Here is a 20,168-nt window from a genome sequence, read left to right on the forward strand (position 1 = left end):
GTGTTGCCTTTGAGCAACGATAGGCCGTTTGGATTGGGGTTTATGACAACCCTGTCATCACATCGATCGCTAAAGTCTGTTGCAATTCAATGAGTTTCGGCGGGCTGCTGTTTGCACCGTCGCTGAGGCCTCTGGTTCAACTTTGGAGAATTCAATGAAAAAGACTTTGCTGGCGATCGCTGCTCTGGCTGCTACTTCGGGCGCTTTCGCCCAATCTTCCGTCACCCTGTACGGCGTGGTCGATGCTTCGATCGAAAACGTCAAGGGTGACAAGGGCGTGACCCGTGTTTCGTCCGACAACCTGGCCACCTCACGTCTGGGTTTCAAGGGTTCCGAAGACCTGGGTGGCGGCCTGCGTGCCAACTTCGCTCTGGAAACCGCTGTCAAATCTGACACGGGCGCAAACGGCGGCGGCACCGCTCGCTTCTTCGATCGTGCTGCCTGGGTTGGTCTGCAAGGCGGCTTCGGCGAACTGCGCCTGGGTCGTATTGATTCGTCGATCGGCGCTCTGGCTGGCGACACCAAGATTTTGGGCGCTCAAGCCTATGACGACTTCAAGATCGCCAAGACCCGCGCTGGTGACAGCTATCGCCGCGTTGATAACGCCATCACCTACCTGCTGCCCACATTCTTGCCAGGCCTGACGGCTCAATTGCAGTACTCGACCGCAGTCGGCACTGCTGCGGCCACTGGTACAGAGTTGTCTGGCGTTGATGCTGGCAAGGCATATGGTCTGAACATCAAGTATGCGGCTGGTCCTTTCTTTGCTGGTGTTGGTTATTTGTCGGCCAAGGATGAAACTGCAAGCATTCCTGCCACTGCGACTGCGGTTGGTAACGTCGGTAGCAAGGGCAACGCAACTCTGGCATATGTCGGCTATGACTTTGGCGTTCTGAAGTTGACTGGTTATTACGACACAGAAAGCCAAGTGACTGGTGCTGATCGTTTGAGCTTGGCTGGTATCCGTGTCGGCGTGCCAATCACCGAGAACTTCAGCTTGCAAGCGAGCTTGTCTCAGGCCAGCAACGTCGGTTTTGCCCCGTCTAATTCTGACCATGACGATGCCACTATTGCCTCTATCAAGGCGGTGTACAACCTGTCCAAGCGCACTTCGGTGTATGGTCTGGCGACCAACGTGAACAACGAATCGCTGGCCAACCTGAACGTGTCTGGTGTGGCGCTGACTACGCTGGGCAAGAGCTCGCGCGGCATCGCCTTCGGTGTTGCTCACGCCTTCTGATCAAGGCTTGACCGGTTGAATTTAAAAGGGGCTTCGGCCCCTTTTTTCACGCCTGTCCACTTGTGGCTGTTGTTCCTTGGCTACAGCGGGGCAAACGTTTAAAACGCCTGGCTTTGGCTGGGCAACAATCTGGTGGCACTCGATTTCTGAGTGATGTTTAGGACACTTCTATGCAAAAAAATATGCTGACCAAGGCCGTAGTGGTGGCTTTGGCTACTTTCGGCGCGAATGCTGCCCTGGCTGAATCCGGCGTGACCTTTTACGGCACGTTGGACGCATCCTTGACCAATGTCGATACCAAGAATTCGCCAAGATCAACTGCTGCGGTGCCCAACTTTGCGCCGGGCAGCAGTTCCTCCGTCACCGGTGTTTCTAACGGGATCATGACGCAAAGCTATATTGGCTTTCGCGGTGTTGAAGACATTGGTGGTGGCATGGAGGTCTCCTTCAAGCTGGAGTCCTACCTTGACCTGGACACGGGGGCCACTTCCAGCACCGACCTGCTGAACTCGCCCTTGTCTGGTTCAACGACCTACAACGCGCGTGACAAAGGCGGCTTCTGGGCGCGCAATGCCTACGTGGGCCTGAAGACCAACTTCGGCTTGTTCCGTCTGGGTCAAATGGACTCGTTGGGCTATCTGTCCGCAGAACGCTTCAGTCCTTTTGGGGCATCCAAGTTGGCACCCTCTCGCATTTTCTACTCCACCGATTACTACACCCAGGGTTGGAGCAACGCTGTGGCGTACTTCGCCAAGGTGGGTAACTTTGGCGGTGCTGCCATGTACAGTGCCAAGGAAACCACGAACGCTACCAATCCCGGCTTGGGCGCCAAGTGGGCCGCTACCGTTGGATACTTCGATGACAAGTTCTCGGCGTCGTTGGGTTATGAAAACAACAAGTCGAGCGTGGGCGCCACCTTGCCCGCCACGAACGAATCCTTGTTCCTGAACAGCTTCTACGACTTTGGCGTGGTCAAACTCTTTGGACAGTACGGTTACGGCAAGCTGGATCGCGCGGCTGTCGGCGCGGCCACCCCTGATGTCAAGTCCTCAGGCTACCAATTGGGCGTGTCGGTGCCCGTTGGCAACCAATTCAAGTTCCTGGCCTCTTACGCCAATGGCATTTTGAAGTTGGATTCGGTCGTGCCCAGCGTTGATGGCCTGAAAACCCGTGACGTGAAGATCTTCACCGTGGGCGGCACGTATGACCTGTCCAAGCGCACGAATGTGTATGCGGTTTATTCCAGCGACAAGAATGACTACAAGGCTCCGATTCCTTCGGGTCCATTGGCCGGCCAGATTGCCCTCTTCGACACGAAGGCAAACACCGTTGCGCTTGGCTTGCGTCACAGCTTCTGAACGAAGCAAACCTGCTTGAATAGCTCGCTTTTGCGAGCGCATTGGATGGAGCCTTTGGGCTCCATTTTTCATATTTGTTGCGCTTTTGCGACATCATGGGAAACGTGGAGAACACCCCTGAACGATTGCGCAACAATCTGATGCGCCCCCCGATTCAGGGGGTATCAAGGAGATATTCCATGCAAAAGAACGTTCTGACCAAAGCTGTTGCGGTAGCTCTGGCAACCCTGGGTGCCGGTGGGGCCATGGCCCAATCCAGTGTGACTCTCTATGGCAATGTCGATGTGAGTGTTGATCACGTCAGCAAATCCCAAGGCGCAGCTGCCGCGTCTGCCAAGTACAGTGCTACACGAGTGTCCCCCAGTGCCACGTCTCAAACCTCCTTTGGCTTTAAAGGCGTGGAAGACCTCGGCGGCGGTATGAAGGCCAGTTTCGTCCTGGAGGGCCAGCTGAACCATGACACCGGCGGCTTGAGCCAAGACGGTCGTATCTTCGGTCGGCAAAGCTACGTTGGCTTGACCACAAACTTCGGTGAATTCCGTCTGGGTCGTCAATACGCTCCTATCTTCTATTCAACAGCCTTGGTCACGACGGAGCGCTTCGGTGCCACTGACCTGTTCATTGAAGGTGGTGCCAGCAATAACTTGCACGTCCGTCATGACAACCAAGTCAGCTACTGGATCAAGGCAGGCGGCTTCACTGGTGAACTTTCATATTCACCGAACGCCGGTACTACACCGATCATCAGTGCGGCTCGCTCCACGACGCCTGCTTCTTCAACTACTGGCCAGATCGTCGGCGGCGCCACGGCCGGTACAGAAACAGGTACCGAAGTCGGCCGCACATACGGGTTGTTGGCTGCCTACTCAACAGACAGCCTTGTCTTGACGGGTGGCTATCACCACAACAAATTTGGTGGAGCCGCAGTTCGAGTTGCGGTCGTTGGAACCACTGACTTCCTGCTGGACAAGTACTCTGCCTTTAATTTGGGTGCAAAGTTCACCTTGCCAAGCTCGGGTATTTCGTTCAATGGTGTTTTTGGCCAAGGTCAATATGACCTGACGGATGGCCGAGATCTGAAGCTTGACTTCGTGGCCATTGGCACCCGCATTCCAATTGGCGAATGGTCGTTGGTTGCTCAGCTGTCCCAAACCAAGTTCCGCAACTTCACCAAAGGCAAGGATACCGGCGTCATGCTGGGCGCTGATTACGCTTTGTCCAAGCGCACGTCTTTGTTCACCCGTGTTGGTCAGATCAAGGATACGCAAGGTGATGCGTTTGCCACAGGCGGTACCGCTGGCTCCGTTACTGGTGGGCCTGACGTGATCGGGGTGGCCACTGGTTTCCGGGAAACGCCAGTTTTTGCTGGCGCCGGCATCAATCCAAATGGCAAAACCACCTACGTTGGTCTTGGTGTTCGCCACACCTTCTGACAGGTTTCGGCAGAACGTCAAAAACCGCTCCGAGGGGCGGTTTTTTTGTTCTTGTGTGAATGAAGTTACTTGATCAATCGCTCTTCTTCAAACAAGCTTTTCACCGCCTCTCGCTCCCGAATCACCCACACCTGCGCCCCATCCACCATCAACTCAGCCGCCCGTCCGCGGGTGTTGTAGTTGCTGGCCATGGTCATGCCATAAGCCCCAGCGGACAACACCGCCAGCACGTCACCGGCTTTCACCGTCAAGGTCCGGTCCCGGCCCAGCCAGTCTCCTGATTCGCAAACCGGCCCGACCACATCCCAGACCTGTCCTGGCTCGGCGCGTTGATTCACATTGACGATGCCCATGTAAGCCTCGTACAACGCGGGGCGCATCAGATCGTTCATGGCGGCGTCCACCACGCAAAAATTCTTCTGCTCACCCGGCTTGAGGAACAAAACCTCGGTCAGCAGCACGCCAGCGTTGCCTACCAGGGAGCGGCCTGGTTCAAACAGCACCTCGCGGTGTCCGTGGCCGCGCGCATCAATTCGTTGTAGCAACTGGCCGATCAGCACGTCCGCTGCTGGTGGGGTCTCGTCCGTGTAGGTGATGCCTAGCCCACCACCCAGGTCCATGTGGTGAATGGGCATGCCTGCCGCTTCAATGGCCTCGACCAGATCCAGCACGCGGTCCAGCGCGTCCAGATACGGTGCGATGTCGGTGATTTGCGAGCCGATGTGGCAATCAATGCCCACCACTTCCAGTCCAGGCAACGTAGCCGCCCGCTTGTAGGTGGCCAGGGCTTCCTCATGGGCAATGCCAAACTTGTTGCCTTTCAAGCCGGTCGAGATGTAGGGATGCGTGCCTGCATCCACATCAGGATTCACGCGCAGGCTGACTCGCGCTTGCCGGCCCAGGCGGCTGGCCACTTCCGACAGCACTTCCAGTTCGGCCGTGCTTTCAACGTTGAAGCAGCGCACGCCAGCTTCGATGCCCAGCTGCATTTCGGCCCGGGTCTTGCCCACGCCCGAAAACACGACCTTGCCAGGATCACCCCCTGCGGCCTGCACCCTGGCCAACTCGCCGGCGGACACGATGTCAAATCCGCATCCCGCTTGGGCAAAAGTTTGCAGCACCGCCAGGTTGGAGTTGGCCTTGATGGCGTAACACACCAAATGAGGCCGGCCTTTCAGCGCCTTCTGATAAGGGGCCAGCGCGGCCAGCATGGCGCGGCGGGAATACACGTACAGTGGGCTGCCATGTTGGCGAACCAAGTCGCTCAGTCGGACATCGTCCAAAAACAAATCGGTGCCTCGGTAGGCCAGGAAGGGGGAGCCGGGCAGGGTCATGGTGTTGTGTCCTTGGTCGGGCCATTGCCAGACGGTGCAGAGGCGGCGGCGCCTTGGTCGGGTGGCGAGGGCAGGTACAAGGGGCCTTTTTGACCGCAGGCGCTGAGTAGCAATGTGCCCAGCAGAGCGAGCACGGGCAGGGGCTTTGCGATGCTGCCTAAAATCGGTGACTGTTTCTTCATGCCGACATTCTAAGGATTCCCCAATGAGCGCCCCCAACACGTCTTCCGGCCTGACTGATGCGCAATACAGCGATGCTGTTCAGGCGGTGCTGACTCGCATCGAAACCACGGTCGACCGCTGGCTGGAATCCGACGTCACAGACATCGATTCCGCGCGCTCTGGCGGCATGCTGACCCTGACTTTGCCCAACCGCACGCAACTCATCATCAACGCCCAGCCTCCTTTGCAAGAGTTGTGGCTGGCTGCCCGTCGCGGCGGCTTTCACTTCCGGCACGCGCCAGATGGCCGCTGGCTGGACACCCGCTCAGGCGATGAATTCTTTGCCCTGTTGTCGGCTTGCGCCAGCGAGCAAGCCGGTGCGCCGCTGAGCTTCTAACAGGTGGCTCACTGACCCTTGCCGTTGCCAAACATGTCCAGAATGTTCTTTTTCTCGTCGGGCGAGGTCGGCTCAGGTGTCGGTGGCGCCTGGTCTTCCGGCTCCGGGGCCAATTCGCGGACGCCAGTGCCCGAGGTGTATTCCTCGTAGAACCATTCACCGCCGATGTTGACCAAACCGTCGGGCTGCGGCGGCTCTTCCACCGGCACGCCCCGCAAGGCGGTGCTCATGTAGTCGATCCAGATGGGCAAGGCCAGGCCGCCGCCTGTTTCCTTGTCGCCGAGTTTGCGAGGCTGGTCGTGGCCAATCCAGACCACGGACACCGTGTGGGCCGTGTAGCCTGCGAACCAGGCGTCCATCGAGTCGTTGGTGGTGCCGGTTTTGCCATACAAGTCAGGGCGTTTCAATGTGGCCTGGGCCTTGGCCGCGGTGCCCGACCGGGTCACTTCCTGAAGCAGGCTGCTCATCATGAAAGCGTTGCGCGCATCAATCGCCCGCATGGATTCATTCAACACGGCGGGCCTGTACTGCGCCAGAGCATGGCCGCGCGAGTCGGTCACTTTCAGCACCAGCAAGGGGTTAACACGGTAGCCCCCATTGGCGAATACCGCGTAGCCATCGGCCATCTGCATCGGCGTGACCGAGCCGGCGCCCAAGGCCATGGTCAGGTAAGCGGGGTGCTTGTCGGCTTCAAAACCGAAGCGGGTGATCCAGTCCTGCGCGTACTTGGTGCCGATCGAGCGCAACACCCGGATCGAGATCATGTTCTTTGATTTGGCCAGACCGCGCCGCAAGGTCATAGGGCCTTCAAACTTGCCGTCGTAGTTCTTGGGTTCCCAAGGCTGCCCACCCGTGACGCCCGCGTTGAAGAACAAGGGGGCATCGTTGACCGTGGTGGCGGGCGTGAAGCCCTTTTCCAAGGCGGCCGAGTAGATGAATGGCTTGAAGCTGGAGCCCGGCTGGCGCCATGCTTGTGTGACATGGTTGAACTTGTTGCGGCCAAAATCAAAGCCGCCCACCATGGCCTTGATCAGTCCGGTGGTGGGGTCCATGGAAACGAAAGCGCCCTCCACCTCGGGCAGTTGCACCACGGTCCACAGTTCCGAGGCATTTTGCATCAGGCGTACCACGGCGCCGCGACGAATTTGCACCTTGGGGTTGGCCTTGTCGCTCAAGGCATTGCCCACCGCGCGCAAGCCCTCGGGGCCGATGGTGATCTGCTCGCCTGATTGCAGGGCCACGACCAACTTCTTGGGATCGGCCGACATCACGACGCCGGCGTGAATGGCCTCGCTGTCCGGGTGCTCTTCAAGCGCTTCCGCCACGCGGACATCCACTTGCTTGGGGTCGGCCGGCAAATCGATGTAGGCCTCCGGGCCGCGCCAGGCCTGGCGGCGGTCAAAATCCAGCAAACCCTTGCGCAAGGCCTTGTAGGCCGCTGTTTGCTCCGGCATGCGCACGGAGGTGTACACGTTCAATCCCCGTGTGTAGGCGTCGGGGCCGTACTGATCGTGCATCAGTGCGCGTGCGGCCTCGGCGGCGTACTCGGCGTGGGCCGAAACTGGAGCCTTGGTGCGGTAGGCCAGTTCCTCGTCCTTGGCCTCGTCGCGTTGCGCCTGCGTGATGAAGCCATTGTCGAACATGCGGTCGATGATGTATTGCTGGCGAATCGTCGCGCGCTTGGGGTTGCGAACTGGGTTGTAGGCGGAGGGCGCCTTGGGCAGGCCCGCCAGCATGGCGGCTTCTGCCACCGTGATGTCCTTGATGGGCTTGCCAAAATAGGTGTCGCAGGCCGCTGAAAAGCCGTAAGCGCGTTGGCCAAGGTAGATCTGATTCATGTAGAGCTCCAGGATCTGGTCCTTGCTCAACAGGCTTTCAATCTTCAGGGCCAGCAACATCTCGTAGATTTTGCGGGTGAAGGTTTTCTCGGTAGGAAGGTAGAAATTGCGAGCCACCTGCATGGTGATGGTTGACGCGCCTTGGCTGCGGGCCTCGCCGAAATTGGCCAGGCCTGCGCGCAACACGCCGATGTAGTCCACGCCGCCATGTTTGTAGAACCGCGCATCTTCAATCGCCAAAACGGCATCCCGCATGACTTTGGGAATTTGCCTAATGGGCAGAAAATCACGCTTTTCTTCGCCAAATTCTCCAATTAGCACGTTATCTGCCGAATAAACGCGCATCGGCATTTTGGGCTGGTAGTCGGATAATCCGCCGACTTCAGGTAATTGGGGGTATGCCACCGCCAGGCCAATTCCCGCCAGCATTGCACCGCCCAAAGCCGCCGCCAGGCCCAATCCAGTCAGCGCAAGCAGAGGTTTGACAAGCCAGGTTGCCCACCAGGGGCTCGATCGGGACGAGGTTTTGGAAGAAACGGAATCGCTCATGAGGGCTGGCCTGTGACACTGCCCGGATTATAGGAACTCGCGAGGGCCGAACACCTGTACACCATGGGGCACTTTGCGCTCCTTCACATCTTGGTCGGATTTGCAACTGTCTGTAAGGCGTGTGCATATCGCAACGTGGTTGGGATTTGCCCTGCTTTAACTTCGTTCAAACACAAAACCTTTACTGATAGCATTGAAGTGGTTTTTATTAACTTTCCAGCGCCGTAGTTGGTGCGTGGGGGACGGTGTGAGCTTTCTTGACACGCTCTTGGGCCGCAAGCATCCGCCAATGATTGGACTGGACATCAGTTCATCAAGCGTGAAGCTGGTCGAGCTAAGCCAGACACAGTCTGGCGAATACATTCTGGAACGATTTGCGTCCGAGCCTTTTGAAAAGGGTTGGATCGCCGACGGTCAAATCGAAAAATTCGATGAAGTCGCGGAAGCCGTGCGCAAGGTCGTCGTCAAAAGCGGCACCCGTACCAAGCACGTGGCCATGGCGATGCCGCAGTCGGCCGTCATCACGAAAAAGATCATGCTCCCGGCAGGCCTGCGCGAAGAAGAAATGGAAATGCAGGTGGAGGCCGAGGCCAACCAGTACATCCCCTTTTCCCTGGACGAAGTCAGCCTGGATTTCTGCGTGGTCGGCCCCAGCCCCACGTCGGCGGGCGATGTCGAGGTGATGATCGCCGCGTCGCGCAAAGACCGCGTGCAGGACCGCCAAGGGCTCGCTGAATCGGCTGGCTTGAAGCCGGCCATCCTGGACATCGAGTCGTATGCATCGCGCCTGGCCGTGCAACGCCTGGTTGAAAACCTGCCAGGCGAAGGCAAGGATGCCTTGGTGGCACTGTTCGAAATCGGGGCAGAAAACACCAGCCTCAAGGTGCTGCGTGACAACGAACTGCTGTACGACCGCGACCAGGCTTTTGGTGGCGCGCAGTTGACGCAGCTGATCTCGCGCCAATACGGTTTTTCGTTTGAAGAGGCCGAGACCAAGAAGCTGGCAGGCGATCTGCCTGAAGATTTTCAGAACACCATCTTGGGCCCATTCGTGGACAGCCTCTCGCAAGAGATCGGCCGTGCTTTGCAATATTTCTTCACCAGCACACCGCACCACAAGGTGCACTACGTGATGCTGGCTGGCGGCACGGCTTCCTTGCCTGGCCTGAAAGACCGGGTGACCGAATTGACAGGCTTTGCCTCGATGGTGGTCAACCCCTTTGACGGCATGAAGTTGGGCTCGGCAATCCGCGAAAGCAAACTTCGCCGTGAAGCACCTTCCTACCTCACGGCGTGCGGACTGGCCATGCGGAGGTTCCTCGCATGATTTTGATCAACCTATTACCTCACCGCGAAGAGAAGCGAAAGCTGCGCAAGCAGGCTTTCTTCGTGGGCCTGGGGCTGTCCGTGGTTGCCGGTGCCGTCTTGGTCGCTTTGGCTTACGCGGTTCAGCAGCAGATGATTTCCGCGCAGCAGGCTCGCAACGAGTTCCTCAGTGCTGAGATCCACAAGCTTGAAGAGGACATCAAGGACGTCTCCGGTTTGAAGGCTGAGATCGAATCTTTGAAAGCCCGTCAAAAGGCCGTGGAAGACCTGCAGATCGACCGGAACATGCCGGTTCACTTGCTCAACGAGCTGGTCCAGCAAACGCCGGAAGGCATCTACCTCAAGAGCATCAAGCAAGATGGTCAAACGGTGATGGTGTCCGGCATTGCCCAGACCAATGAGCGGGTCTCCGAGTTCCTGCGCAACACCGCCTACAAGTCCGAGTGGCTTGAAAAGCCCGAGTTGCAAGAGATCAAGGCCTCCGCACAACAGACGAAGGACGTGAGAGAGCCCAAGCGCTTGTTCGACTTCTCCATTCGCCTGAGTTTGAAGCGTCCCCAGGATGTCTCGCCGGCAGCATCAGGTGCGTCAGCGCCGAGTCCGGCTGCATCTGCGGCCCCGAAGTCTTGAGGCGGGCACATCATGGCGAATCCAAATTTCAACATTGATTTCAACGCCTGGTTTGCGGATGCGCAAGATCAGTTCCGGGGGCTTAACCCCAATGAGCCTGGGCAGTGGCCCATCCTGCCAAAGCTGGCTGCGTTCCTGCTAGCCGGTGTGGTGGTGCTGGTGCTCGGTTGGTTCGGCTTGCTGCAAAGCCAGGACGAGGCCTTGACCGCCGAGCGGGACAAGGAGCCGGCGCTCAAGCAGGAGTTCCGCAGCAAGCTGGCGCAGGCCATCAATCTGAACGAATTGCGCAAGCAGCGCACGCAGGTGCAGGAATACGTGACCCAGCTTGAAAAGCAACTGCCTGGCAAAGCCGAAATGGATGCCTTGTTGTCCGACATCAACCAGGCAGGTCTGGGCCGCGGCCTGGAGTTCGAGTTGTTCCGTCCTGGTCAGGTATCAGTCAAGGACTACTACGCCGAACTGCCGATTTCGATCCGCGTGACGGGGCGGTACCATGACATTGGTGCCTTCACCGCTGACATCGCCAACCTGTCGCGGATCGTGACATTGCACAACCTGACGATCGGTGCGCCAACCACCGCCACCAACGGTCCCAGCGGATCCTTGTTCATGGAAGCCACAGCCCGCACTTACCGCTACCTTGATCCCGCCGAGGTCGAAGCTCAGCGTGTCGACAAGGCCAAGGCCAACAAAGGGGACAAGAAATGATCTGTCGCCCTTATCTGGCCTTGGTGGCCCTGACGACGATGACCTTGCTGGCCGGCTGCGCGTCCGAACAGGATGAACTGAAAGCCTGGATGGACCAGCAGCGTCATGAGGTGCAGCCCAGCGTGCCGCCACTCAAACCGCCGCAAAAGTTCAACCCTCGTGCCTATGTGGGCGCCGATGGGGTGGAGCCTTTCAGCACGCAAAAGCTGACGGTGGCCCTCAAGCAAGAGGCGCGGCAGCCCAACTCGGCCATCGCGGCCGAGCTGAATCGCCGCAAGGAGCCTTTGGAAGCCTATCCCCTGGATTCCATGAGCATGGTGGGCAGCGTGAATCGTAAAGGTGCTCCTTATGCGCTGCTCAGAGTCGATAACTTGCTTTACCAAGTCAAGACCGGGGACTACCTCGGCCAGAACTACGGAAAGATCATGAAGATCACCGAGACCGAAATCGAGTTGCGCGAAATCGTTCAGGACGCCGCAGGCGAATGGACTGAACGCCCGACCACGCTGCAACTCCAGGAGACCGCGCGATGAAACACCTGCAGGAGAAATTGACTATGAAACCGTGGCGCGTCGTGCTGGCTGGGCTGTCCTTGGCCCTGGCATCTCCCCTGACTTGGGCGGCAGCGGCCATTCAGTCGATCACCAGCAGCCAACAGGCTGGCTCTGACGTGGTCCGCATCGAGTTGTCCGAACCATTGGCCTTGGTGCCGGCCGGATTCGTCGTTCAGGCGCCACCTCGCATCGCGATCGATTTGCCTGGTGTAACCAGCGCGTTGGGTCGCAACATGGTCGATCTCAACCAAGGCAATCTGCGCACGGTGAATGTGGCCCAGGCCGGCGAGCGCACCCGCTTGGTCTTGAACCTGCGCCAGCCCACCACCTACAAGGCACAGTTGCAAGGCAAGACCTTGATTCTGGTGCTGGACCCTTCGCCCGCTTCGTCGCCCGCCCCGGTGACCGAAGCCAAGACTGGCACGGCCACCTCGCCAGAGACCGTCCATTTTGCTGAAGCCAAGAACGCAGCGCCTTTGGCGCTCAAGGACATCGACTTCCGCCGTGGCCAGGATGGCGCTGGTCGGGTGGTCGTTGATCTGCCCAACAACCAAGTGGGCGTGGACATCAAGCAGCAAGGCCAGAACCTGGTGGTCGAGTTTGTGCGTGCCACCTTGCCGGATCGCTTGAAGCGCCGCTTTGACGTGGCCGACTTTGGCACGCCGGTGCAGACCGTCAGCGCCACGCAAACCGGTGACCGGGTCAAGCTGCTGGTGGATGCCCGTGGTGATTGGGAACACTCGGCCTACCAGAGCGACAACCAGTTCGTCCTGGAAGTTCGTCGGCGCAAGGTTGACCCGAACAAACTGACCCAAGGGCCCGGCTATTCGGGCGAGAAGCTGTCGCTGAACTTCCAGAACATCGAAGTGCGCGCTTTGCTGCAGGTCATTGCCGACTTCACCAACTTCAACGTGGTGACCAGCGACACCGTCACCGGCAACGTGACCTTGCGACTGAAAGATGTGCCTTGGGATCAAGCTCTGGACATCATCCTGCAAGCCAAGGGTTTGGGCGTGCGCAAGAGCGGCAACGTGCTGTGGATTGCGCCCAAGGATGAAATCAACGCCAAGGAGAAGTTGGATCTGGAAGCCAAGGCCCAAGTCGCGGCGCTCGAGCCTCTGCGCACCCAGTCTTTCCAGCTCAACTACACGAAGGCAGAAGAAATTGCCAAGGGTTTGACGGGGACGCAGTCGGGCAGCAGCTCGGGCGGCGGCGGTAGCAGCACGGCCACCAAGATCTTGTCTCCTCGCGGCAGTGTTATTTACGAAACCCGCACCAACCAGATCTTCGTCAATGACATTCCATCCAAGCTGGAAGAAATCCAGCAGTTGATCAGCAAGATCGACATTCCTGTTCGTCAGGTGTTGATCGAGGCCCGGATCGTGGAAGCCGATGACAGCTTTGGTCGCTCCCTCGGCGTCAAGTTGGGCGCCTCCAATACCCGTGCTGGTTCTTACGGCACGGGCAAAGTTGGCTCTGTGGTCACGGGCAGCTATTTGGGCGCAGGTCGTTTGAGTGGGCAAGTCTCTGATGAGGTGGACTACATCCCCAACTCGCAGTTCTTGAGCTTGCCCGCCACTGCGCTCAATGGCTACAACCCGGCCACCTTGGGCATTTCCTTGTTCAACTCGGGCGGCACGCGTTTCTTGAACCTGGAGTTGTCGGCGCTTGAAGCCGATGGCCGCGGCAAGATCGTGTCCAGCCCTCGTGTGATCACGGCTGACCAGGTGAAGGCGTTGATTGAGCAAGGGACCGAGTTGCCTTACCAGACGGCAACCTCCAGCGGGGCAACCGCCATCTCCTTCCGCAAGGCGAACCTGAAGCTGGAAGTGACGCCTCAGATCACGCCTGAAGGCAGCATCATCCTTGACGTGGATGTCAACAAGGACAGCGTGGGCCAAGTGACGACCGCAGGCTATGCGATCGACACCAAGCACGTGCAAACGCAAGTCTTGGTCGAGAACGGTGGCACGGTCGTGATTGGCGGCATCTTCTTGCAGCAAGAGACCAACAATGACCAGAAGGTGCCGGTGTTGGGCGACATTCCCTACCTGGGTGTGTTGTTCAGGAACACCTCCAGGCAGTCCAAGCGTTCCGAGCTGCTGATTTTCCTGACCCCCAAGGTGGTCTCCGAGAAGGGCGCTTTGCGCTGAGCGGAGCTTTGTTGGATGCAGTGATCGCACTCGTGGGGTTGCCTGGCGGTGGTAAATCGACCGTCGGGCGGCAACTGGCCAAGCGAATCAAGGCTCGTTTCGTCGATTCAGACGCTGTGCTTGAAGAGCGGATTGGCATGCCCATCCGCTTGTTTTTTGAGCAGCATGGCGAGGCGCTTTTCCGCGACCATGAAGAAGCGGTCATTGATGAGCTGACGCGCCAGGCTGAGGTGGGATCACCCTTGGTGATTGCCACCGGTGGCGGCGTTGTGCTGCGCCCAGCCAACCGCCGACACCTCAGGGAGCGGGCGACGGTGATTTACCTGCGTTCAACGCCTGAGGAGTTATTTCGGCGCTTGAGGCATGACACGCAGAGACCTCTTTTGCAGGTCAAGGACCCGATGGCCAAATTGCGAGAGCTTTATGAGCAGCGCCATCCTCTTTACGAGGAAACTGCCCATCACTGCATCGACACCGGCCGCCCCTCGGTCGGAGCTTTGGTCAACATGATCGTGTCGCAATTGGGCTTGGCAGAGCAGAGTCCGCCAGAGGCCTGATCATCAGCCCAGTTGCATTTGCTTCAGGTATTGCTTGAGCCAGGGGCCGACCTGAGGGTGCTGCAGGCCCAGCTCAATGTTGGCCTCCAGAAAGCCTTCCTTGCTGCCACAGTCGTAGCGTTTGCCCTGGTACTGAAATGCAAAGACCTTTTCCTGGCGCAATAAACCTGCAATGCCGTCAGTCAGCTGGATTTCATTGCCCACGCCCCGAGGCTGAGAGCGAATTTGCTCAAAGATCCCGGGCGTCAGGATATAGCGGCCGGCCACGCCCAGGCGTGAAGGTGCTTGCTCCGGACTTGGTTTTTCGACGATGCGCGACACGTCCATCAAGTGAGAGTTGACCTGGGTGCCGGCCACGATGCCGTACCGTTTGGTCTGCTCCTGGGGGACCTCCTGCACGGCCAGGATGGACGCACCCCATTGTTCGAACTGCTCAACCATCTGGCGCAGCACGGGCGTGTCGCCCACCATCAGGTCGTCGGCCAGCAGGACCGCAAAGGGCTCGCCCCGGACCAGCCGCTCACCGCACAACACGGCGTGCCCCAGCCCCAGACTTTTGGGCTGGCGCACGAACACACATTCCATGTCCGCCGGCTTGATGGATTGCACGACGTTCAGCAGTTCCCGCTTGCCTGCTTGCTCCAGCTCGTATTCCAGTTCAAACGCGGTGTCGAAGTGATCTTCGATGGGCCGCTTGTGGCGGCCAGTCACGAAAATCATCTCTCGGATACCGGCGTCGTAAGCTTCCTCTACCGCGTATTGGATCAGCGGTTTGTCGACGACGGGCAGCATCTCTTTGGGCTGCGCCTTGGTGGCCGGCAGGAATCGGGTGCCCAGGCCGGCGACTGGGAAGATGGCCTTGGTGATTTGCATTTTCAGATTCCTCGGTGCGGCAGCGCTCAATGGTGTCAGCCATTGAGCCCTTCGCACACGGATAGTTCCCTCATCCCAGGGATCACCCTAGCCGCTGGAATTGCTCGCGCACCCTGGCCAGCGTGGCGGTGAAGTCAGCCAGGCGTTGTTTTTCCTGGTCCACCACGGCGGCGGGCGCGCGGGCCACGAAGCTTTCGTTGCCCAATTTGCCGTGAACCTTGGCGATTTCGCCCGCCAGGCGCTGGATTTCCTTGTCCAGCCGCTTGCGCTCGGCTTCCACATCGATCTCGACATGGAGTGCGAGGCGGGTTTCGCCTTGAACGGCCACCGGGGCCATGCTGGTGGCCTGCGTGAAGGCCGCTTCATCCAGCACCTTGACCTCGCTGAGTTTGGCCAGGGCCTTGATCACGGGGGCGGCCTGCGTGACGAACGCGGTGTCGCCCACGGTCAGCAGGGGCACGCGTTCGGCCGGCGACAAGCTCATTTCGCTGCGCAGATTGCGGCATGCGCCCACCAGGGCCTTGAGCTTGGCCACCCAGGCGTCGGACTCGGGGTCGATGCGGCTCAGGTCCGGCGTGGGGTAGGGGGCCCGCACGATGGATTCATCGGAGCCGGCCGTCTTGCGGCCCGCCACGGGTGCCACGGTTTGCCACAACTCTTCGGTGATGAAGGGCGTGATGGGGTGCATCAGGCGCAGGATGGTTTCCAGCACGCGGATCAAGGTGCGGCGCGTAGCCCTCTGGGCAGCCTCGGCTTTCCCGCGTTGTTGCTGGTCGTTGCCCAAGTCCTTGGCGGCGTTCAGTTGTGCCTTGGCGATCTCGATGTACCAGTCGCAGTATTCGTCCCAGACGAACTGGTAGAGCGCGGTGGCGACGTTGTCCAGGCGGAAATCGGCGAAGGCTTGTTCGACAGTGGCTTCCAGGCGCTGCAGTTCGCTGACGATCCAGCGGTCGGCCGGGCTGAACTCCAGGTAGCCACCTGATGCGCAGGCGCCTGGTTCGTGGGTCTGGAGCCCGCAGTCCTGGCCTTCGCAATTCATCAGCACGAACTTGGTGGCATTCCAGAGTTTGTTGCAAAAATTGCGGTAACCCTCACACCGCTTGCTGTCAAAGTTGATGCTGCGGCCCAGGCTGGCCAGCGCGGCAAAGGTGAAACGCAAGGCGTCGGCGCCGTAGCCGGGGATGCCGTCGGGGAACTCCTTTTCGGTGTTCTTGCGGACCTTGGGCGCGGTTTCAGGCCTGCGCAGGCCGGTGGTGCGCTTGTCCAGCAGCGGGGCGAGTTCGATGCCGTCGATCAGGTCGACCGGGTCCAGCACATTGCCTTCGGATTTGGACATCTTCTGGCCCTGCGCGTCGCGCACCAAGCCGTGGATGTAGACGTGCTTGAAGGGCACCTTGCCGGTGAAATGCTTGGTCATCATGATCATCCGGGCGACCCAGAAGAAGATGATGTCGTAGCCGGTGACCAGCACGCTGGAGGGCAGGAAGAGGTCCTGCTCGATGGTCTTCTCGGGCCAGCCCAAGGTCGAGAAGGGGATGAGCGCGGCCGAGTACCAGGTGTCGAGCACGTCTTCGTCGCGCTGCAGGCTGCCGGTGTAGCCCGCTGCGGCGGCCTTGGCCTTGGCCTCGGCCTCGTTGTGGGCGACGAAGATCTCGCCATCGTGGCCATACCAGGCGGGAATCTGGTGGCCCCACCACAACTGGCGGCTGATGCACCAGTCCTGGATATTGTTCATCCACTGGTTGTAGGTGTTGACCCATTGCTCGGGCACGAACTTGACCTCGCCGCTCTGGACCACATCGATGGCCTTCTGCGCGATGCTCTGGCCCGGCTGGCCATCGACCGAGGGGTCGGCCTTGTTCATGGCGACGAACCATTGGTTGGTCAGCATGGGCTCGATGACCTGGCCGGTGCGCGTGCAGCGCGGCACCATCAGCTTGTGCTTCTTGACCTCAACCAGCAGGCCTTGGGCTTCCAGGTCGGCGACGATCTCCTTGCGGGCCACGAAGCGGTCCATGCCGCGGTAGGCGGCGGGGGCTTCGTCGTTCACCTTCGCGTCCAGTGTGAAGATGGTGATCATGGGCAGGCCATGACGCTGGCCGACCGCGTAGTCGTTGTTGTCGTGCGCGGGCGTGACCTTGACCACGCCGGTGCCGAATTCCTTGTCGACGTACTCATCGGCGATGATGGGCACCAGGCGGCCTGTCAGTGGCAGCTTGACGTTCTTGCCGATCAACGCGGTGTAGCGCTCGTCCTCGGGGTGGACCATGACCGCGGTGTCGCCCAGCATGGTCTCGGGGCGTGTGGTGGCCACCACCAGGGTTTCGTCGCTGCCATCCACGGGGTAGCGGATGTGCCACATCGAGCCATCTTCTTCCTCGCTTTCGACTTCCAGGTCGGACACCGCGGACTTGAGCACCGGGTCCCAGTTGACCAGGCGCTTGCCGCGGTAGATCAGGCCTTGCTCGTGCAGGGTGACGAAGGTTTGCGTGACCACCTTGGACAGTTTTTCGTCCATGGTGAAGTATTCGTGCTCCCAGCTGACGCTGGCGCCCATGCGGCGCATCTGGCGTGTGATGGTGGTGCCGCTTTCTTCCTTCCACTCCCAGATGCGGGCGACGAAGTTCTTGCGGCCCAACAGGTGGCGCGTCAGCTTTTGCTCTTGCAGCTGGCGCTCCACCACGATCTGGGTGGCGATGCCGGCGTGGTCGGTGCCGGGCACCCACAGGGTGTTGTGGCCCAGCATGCGGTGGTAGCGCGTCAACGAGTCCATGATGGTCTGGTTGAAGGCGTGCCCCATGTGCAGCGTGCCGGTCACGTTGGGGGGCGGCAGCTGGATCGAGAACGAGGGCTTGCTCGGGTCCAGGGTGGGCGTGTACAGGCCGCGTTGCTCCCACAGCGGGCCCCAGTGGGCTTCAATCGGAGCGGGGTCGAAGGATTTGGCAAGTTCGGTCATGGTGGCAATCGGGTGCGGTGGGGCGGAAATGCCCCGCGTCTCGGCGTTGCCCCGATTTTAGGCGGGCGATCGGCTTTTTCAGCGGGCAAGCCAATTGCTGGTAAATCCTGCGCTGGATCAAGGTTACAGCCCGTCCCGGCGGCTCATTGGCTTGTAAGGCGCGCGCAATGGTCCTACGATGGATTCAACGGCTGTGTGGCTGAGACTCTGAAGGGGTTCAAATGTACGAGCACTTATTGGTACCGGTCGATGACAGTGAGTTGTCCGACAAGGCGATCGAAACCAGCGTGGGCTTGGCCAAGTTGCTAGGGGCGTCCATCACAGGCTTCACCGTGGAGCCGCCCTTGCCGCCCATGGTGATGGAGCAGGTGGCCATCGCCTACACCGCGGCCACCATCCAGGATCACCAGGTCAGTTGCGAGGCCCACGCCCGCAAGGTGCTGAAGCGTTTCGCCGACCGCGCCGTTGAAGCGGGTGTGCATTTCGATGGCCAGTTCATGGTGACCGAAGGCATTCAGCAGGCCATTGTGGACATGGCCGAGCGCCAGAAGTGCGATCTGATCGTGATGGCGTCCCATGGTCGACATGGTTTCGACGCGCTCATCCACGGGTCACTGACCAAGAGTGTTTTGTCTCACAGCAAGTTGCCCTTGCTGATCATCCATTGATCACCAACCCCAGGAGAAAGCGATGTCTGAACTGAGTGCTGCCCAAAAAGACAAATTGATGGCCGATCTGAAAGCGGTGCTGGTTGACGCCGAAGCCTTGCTGGCTGCCACAGCGCACGATGCCAGCGCCAGCGTGGTGGAGTTGCGCGCCAAGGCTCAGGCCACTTTGGCTCGGGCCAAAGATGGGTTGCTGGACGCACAAGGTGCCGTCATCGACAAGGCCAAGGCGGCCGCCAAAGCCACGGACGGCTATGTCCACGAGAACCCCTGGAAATCGGTGGGTGTGGCGGCAGGCGTGGGTTTGCTGCTGGGCATGCTGATTGGTCGGCGTTGACATGGTGTGGGGGCGGGCCTGATGTCTGAATCGACCACAACACGGGGCGGTTTGCTGGCGTCCTTGCAAGGTCTGCTGGTCACATTGTTGGCCATTTTTCAAACTCGGCTTGAGTTGCTGGTCACCGAGTTGGAAGAAGAAAAGCTGCGTTTGCTCAAGGTGCTGGCGTGGGGGGCTGTGGCCCTTTTGCTGGGCGGCATGGGCATGTTGTTTGTGGCGGCTTTCATCACCGTGTTGTTTTGGGATGAGCACCGCTTGTTGGCGCTGGGCTTGATGGCAGTTTTTTTTGTCGCGACCTGCCTGGCGGCGGTGTGGCGTGCGAATACCCATTGGCAGGTTGCCACTGGGTTGCTCAGCGCCACTTTGGCCGAGCTGGACCAGGATCGTCGAGCCTTGATGTCACTTGGGCACCCCAAGCAACAGGAGGCTGACGCACCATGACCGCCCGGCGTTCGCAGGAGCTTGTGCTCAAGAAGCAGCTTTTGCAGCAACGAAGTGCGGTGCTGCGCCACAGCTTGGCTCGTCAATCCGCAACGACCCTGGCGCCTGTCTTGGGGGTGGTGGATCGTGTCTACCGAGGGGGGCGTTGGTTAGCGGCACACCCCGTCCTGGTGGTGGGGGTGGCAGCATGGTTGTTCCGGCGTCGCCCTAAAAGATTGCTGACTTGGGGGAGCCGCGTCTGGTGGCTTTGGCGCACCTGGCGCCAGCTTCAGCCCTTGTTGGCAGGCAAGGCAAACACATAGCTGGCGGCGCAGATGGCCAGCAGCAACAGTGTTGCGGTCAGGCTCCAGCGCCAGCTTTGGCGGGTTTTGAGGGCTTTGGCTGGGATCAGGTTCTGTTGTTGCTGCCACGCCGCCCAGGCGAGGTGGTCCATGGTGCGCAGGGTGCCCCCGCCTGGTAATTTGACGATGCAAACCCCTGGCTCTGACAGGTCTGGCCATTGCACCTGGTGGATGGGAATCTGCCGCAGGATGCCGTGGCCCGCCAGCTCAAGCATGCCTTGGGATACCCAGATGCTCACGGCTTGTGCCTGGTCGCTGCGGCCGTCGTGGTAGTCCACGGTCAGTCGGGTTGGGTCGGTGTTGGGCGTGTTCATGG

The 20,168-nt window shown here is 59.6% G+C and carries 20 protein-coding genes; 14 read left to right on the forward strand and 6 right to left on the reverse strand.

Annotation, left to right across the window (positions count from 1 at the left end; translation table 11 throughout):
• Positions 1 to 154: 154 nt before the first annotated feature.
• From LQ232_RS18710 to LQ232_RS18720, 3 genes are all read left to right on the forward strand, one after another.
• Positions 155 to 1,240 (forward strand): porin, encoded by a 1,086-nt coding sequence (locus tag LQ232_RS18710; protein ID WP_230181906.1) that lies wholly within the window; start codon positions 155 to 157, stop codon positions 1,238 to 1,240.
• Between the two features lie 170 nt (positions 1,241 to 1,410).
• A complete protein-coding gene (locus LQ232_RS18715; protein ID WP_230181907.1) occupies positions 1,411 to 2,598 on the forward strand; it encodes a porin in 1,188 nt (395 codons plus the stop codon).
• A 179-nt stretch (positions 2,599 to 2,777) separates the two neighbouring features.
• Positions 2,778 to 4,031, forward strand: a complete 1,254-nt coding sequence (locus LQ232_RS18720) for a porin (protein ID WP_230181908.1) — start codon at positions 2,778 to 2,780, stop codon at positions 4,029 to 4,031.
• Positions 4,032 to 4,096: 65 nt separating this feature from the next.
• Here LQ232_RS18720 and lysA read toward each other — a convergent pair whose 3' ends face one another.
• Positions 4,097 to 5,365, reverse strand: a complete 1,269-nt coding sequence (lysA, locus tag LQ232_RS18725) for a diaminopimelate decarboxylase (RefSeq protein WP_230181909.1) — start codon at positions 5,363 to 5,365, stop codon at positions 4,097 to 4,099.
• Positions 5,362 to 5,547, reverse strand: a complete 186-nt coding sequence (locus tag LQ232_RS18730) for a lipoprotein (RefSeq protein WP_230181910.1) — start codon at positions 5,545 to 5,547, stop codon at positions 5,362 to 5,364. The genes lysA and LQ232_RS18730 overlap by 4 nt, the downstream gene beginning before the upstream one ends.
• Positions 5,548 to 5,570: 23 nt before the next feature.
• Here LQ232_RS18730 and cyaY point away from each other — a divergent pair, with 23 nt between their 5' ends.
• On the forward strand, positions 5,571 to 5,924 hold the full coding sequence (cyaY, locus tag LQ232_RS18735) for an iron donor protein CyaY (protein WP_230181911.1): 354 nt from the start codon (positions 5,571 to 5,573) through the stop codon (positions 5,922 to 5,924).
• Between the two features lie 8 nt (positions 5,925 to 5,932).
• Here cyaY and LQ232_RS18740 read toward each other — a convergent pair whose 3' ends face one another.
• On the reverse strand, positions 5,933 to 8,311 hold the full coding sequence (locus LQ232_RS18740) for a penicillin-binding protein 1A (RefSeq protein ID WP_230181912.1): 2,379 nt from the start codon (positions 8,309 to 8,311) through the stop codon (positions 5,933 to 5,935).
• Between the two features lie 289 nt (positions 8,312 to 8,600).
• Here LQ232_RS18740 and LQ232_RS18745 point away from each other — a divergent pair, with 289 nt between their 5' ends.
• From LQ232_RS18745 to LQ232_RS18770, 6 genes are read left to right on the forward strand one after another with little or no spacing between them, the layout of a single operon-like run.
• Positions 8,601 to 9,638, forward strand: a complete 1,038-nt coding sequence (locus LQ232_RS18745; protein WP_371820311.1) for a pilus assembly protein PilM — start codon at positions 8,601 to 8,603, stop codon at positions 9,636 to 9,638.
• The gene (locus LQ232_RS18750; RefSeq protein ID WP_230181914.1) at positions 9,635 to 10,267 is read left to right on the forward strand and encodes a PilN domain-containing protein; all 633 of its coding nucleotides are present in this window, start codon (positions 9,635 to 9,637) and stop codon (positions 10,265 to 10,267) included. Before LQ232_RS18745 ends, LQ232_RS18750 begins: the two co-directional genes overlap by 4 nt.
• Before the next feature lie 12 nt (positions 10,268 to 10,279).
• Entirely contained in the window at positions 10,280 to 10,975 is a 696-nt protein-coding gene (locus tag LQ232_RS18755; protein ID WP_230181915.1) for a type 4a pilus biogenesis protein PilO, read from the forward strand.
• Entirely contained in the window at positions 10,972 to 11,508 is a 537-nt protein-coding gene (locus LQ232_RS18760) for a pilus assembly protein PilP (RefSeq protein WP_230181916.1), read from the forward strand. The genes LQ232_RS18755 and LQ232_RS18760 overlap by 4 nt, the downstream gene beginning before the upstream one ends.
• A 23-nt stretch (positions 11,509 to 11,531) precedes the next feature.
• On the forward strand, positions 11,532 to 13,682 hold the full coding sequence (gene pilQ / locus LQ232_RS18765) for a type IV pilus secretin PilQ (protein WP_371820312.1): 2,151 nt from the start codon (positions 11,532 to 11,534) through the stop codon (positions 13,680 to 13,682).
• A gap of 11 nt (positions 13,683 to 13,693) precedes the next feature.
• On the forward strand, positions 13,694 to 14,239 hold the full coding sequence (locus LQ232_RS18770; RefSeq protein WP_230181918.1) for a shikimate kinase: 546 nt from the start codon (positions 13,694 to 13,696) through the stop codon (positions 14,237 to 14,239).
• 3 nt (positions 14,240 to 14,242) lie between these two features.
• Here the strand turns inward: LQ232_RS18770 and galU are convergent, their stop codons facing one another.
• Both galU and LQ232_RS18780 read right to left on the reverse strand, forming a co-directional pair.
• On the reverse strand, positions 14,243 to 15,112 hold the full coding sequence (gene galU, locus LQ232_RS18775; RefSeq protein ID WP_230181919.1) for a UTP--glucose-1-phosphate uridylyltransferase GalU: 870 nt from the start codon (positions 15,110 to 15,112) through the stop codon (positions 14,243 to 14,245).
• An 82-nt stretch (positions 15,113 to 15,194) separates the two neighbouring features.
• Positions 15,195 to 18,068: a valine--tRNA ligase gene (locus LQ232_RS18780; protein WP_230181920.1), complete on the reverse strand. Its 2,874-nt coding sequence runs from the start codon at positions 18,066 to 18,068 to the stop codon at positions 15,195 to 15,197.
• A 221-nt stretch (positions 18,069 to 18,289) separates the two neighbouring features.
• Here LQ232_RS18780 and LQ232_RS18785 point away from each other — a divergent pair, with 221 nt between their 5' ends.
• The 4 genes from LQ232_RS18785 to LQ232_RS23690 are packed head-to-tail and all read left to right on the forward strand — an operon-like array spanning position 18,290 to position 19,813.
• Positions 18,290 to 18,736, forward strand: coding sequence for a universal stress protein (locus LQ232_RS18785; RefSeq protein ID WP_230181921.1), 447 nt, complete (start codon positions 18,290 to 18,292; stop codon positions 18,734 to 18,736).
• A gap of 31 nt (positions 18,737 to 18,767) precedes the next feature.
• Positions 18,768 to 19,070: a YqjD family protein gene (locus tag LQ232_RS18790; RefSeq protein ID WP_230182382.1), complete on the forward strand. Its 303-nt coding sequence runs from the start codon at positions 18,768 to 18,770 to the stop codon at positions 19,068 to 19,070.
• A gap of 21 nt (positions 19,071 to 19,091) precedes the next feature.
• A complete protein-coding gene (locus LQ232_RS18795) occupies positions 19,092 to 19,511 on the forward strand; it encodes a phage holin family protein (protein ID WP_230181922.1) in 420 nt (139 codons plus the stop codon).
• On the forward strand, positions 19,508 to 19,813 hold the full coding sequence (locus LQ232_RS23690; RefSeq protein WP_371820313.1) for a YqjK family protein: 306 nt from the start codon (positions 19,508 to 19,510) through the stop codon (positions 19,811 to 19,813). Before LQ232_RS18795 ends, LQ232_RS23690 begins: the two co-directional genes overlap by 4 nt.
• On the opposite strand, the gene LQ232_RS18800 is transcribed toward LQ232_RS23690, so the two are convergent.
• On the reverse strand, positions 19,780 to 20,166 hold the full coding sequence (locus LQ232_RS18800) for a hypothetical protein (RefSeq protein WP_230181923.1): 387 nt from the start codon (positions 20,164 to 20,166) through the stop codon (positions 19,780 to 19,782). The genes LQ232_RS23690 and LQ232_RS18800 overlap by 34 nt on opposite strands.
• Positions 20,167 to 20,168 lie beyond the last annotated feature (2 nt).

The organism is Aquabacterium sp. CECT 9606, assembly GCF_918741295.1.
In the GTDB taxonomy this organism is placed as follows: domain Bacteria; phylum Pseudomonadota; class Gammaproteobacteria; order Burkholderiales; family Burkholderiaceae_C; genus Aquabacterium.

Bases quoted from the DNA above. Each gene is read 5' to 3' on its own strand.
- LQ232_RS18715 (WP_230181907.1), top strand. From the start codon at position 1,411: ATGCAAAAAAATATGCTGACCAAGGCCGTAGTGGTGGCTTTGGCTACT.
- LQ232_RS18710 (WP_230181906.1), top strand. From the start codon at position 155: ATGAAAAAGACTTTGCTGGCGATCGCTGCTCTGGCTGCTACTTCGGGC.
- LQ232_RS18800 (WP_230181923.1), bottom strand. From the start codon at position 20,166: ATGAACACGCCCAACACCGACCCAACCCGACTGACCGTGGACTACCAC.
- cyaY (WP_230181911.1), top strand. From the start codon at position 5,571: ATGAGCGCCCCCAACACGTCTTCCGGCCTGACTGATGCGCAATACAGC.
- pilQ (WP_371820312.1), top strand. From the start codon at position 11,532: ATGAAACCGTGGCGCGTCGTGCTGGCTGGGCTGTCCTTGGCCCTGGCA.
- LQ232_RS18740 (WP_230181912.1), bottom strand. From the start codon at position 8,311: ATGAGCGATTCCGTTTCTTCCAAAACCTCGTCCCGATCGAGCCCCTGG.
- LQ232_RS18720 (WP_230181908.1), top strand. From the start codon at position 2,778: ATGCAAAAGAACGTTCTGACCAAAGCTGTTGCGGTAGCTCTGGCAACC.
- LQ232_RS18745 (WP_371820311.1), top strand. From the start codon at position 8,601: ATGATTGGACTGGACATCAGTTCATCAAGCGTGAAGCTGGTCGAGCTA.
- LQ232_RS18785 (WP_230181921.1), top strand. From the start codon at position 18,290: ATGTACGAGCACTTATTGGTACCGGTCGATGACAGTGAGTTGTCCGAC.
- LQ232_RS18750 (WP_230181914.1), top strand. From the start codon at position 9,635: ATGATTTTGATCAACCTATTACCTCACCGCGAAGAGAAGCGAAAGCTG.
- lysA (WP_230181909.1), bottom strand. From the start codon at position 5,365: ATGACCCTGCCCGGCTCCCCCTTCCTGGCCTACCGAGGCACCGATTTG.
- galU (WP_230181919.1), bottom strand. From the start codon at position 15,112: ATGCAAATCACCAAGGCCATCTTCCCAGTCGCCGGCCTGGGCACCCGA.
- LQ232_RS23690 (WP_371820313.1), top strand. From the start codon at position 19,508: ATGACCGCCCGGCGTTCGCAGGAGCTTGTGCTCAAGAAGCAGCTTTTG.
- LQ232_RS18760 (WP_230181916.1), top strand. From the start codon at position 10,972: ATGATCTGTCGCCCTTATCTGGCCTTGGTGGCCCTGACGACGATGACC.
- LQ232_RS18795 (WP_230181922.1), top strand. From the start codon at position 19,092: ATGTCTGAATCGACCACAACACGGGGCGGTTTGCTGGCGTCCTTGCAA.
- LQ232_RS18730 (WP_230181910.1), bottom strand. From the start codon at position 5,547: ATGAAGAAACAGTCACCGATTTTAGGCAGCATCGCAAAGCCCCTGCCC.
- LQ232_RS18755 (WP_230181915.1), top strand. From the start codon at position 10,280: ATGGCGAATCCAAATTTCAACATTGATTTCAACGCCTGGTTTGCGGAT.
- LQ232_RS18780 (WP_230181920.1), bottom strand. From the start codon at position 18,068: ATGACCGAACTTGCCAAATCCTTCGACCCCGCTCCGATTGAAGCCCAC.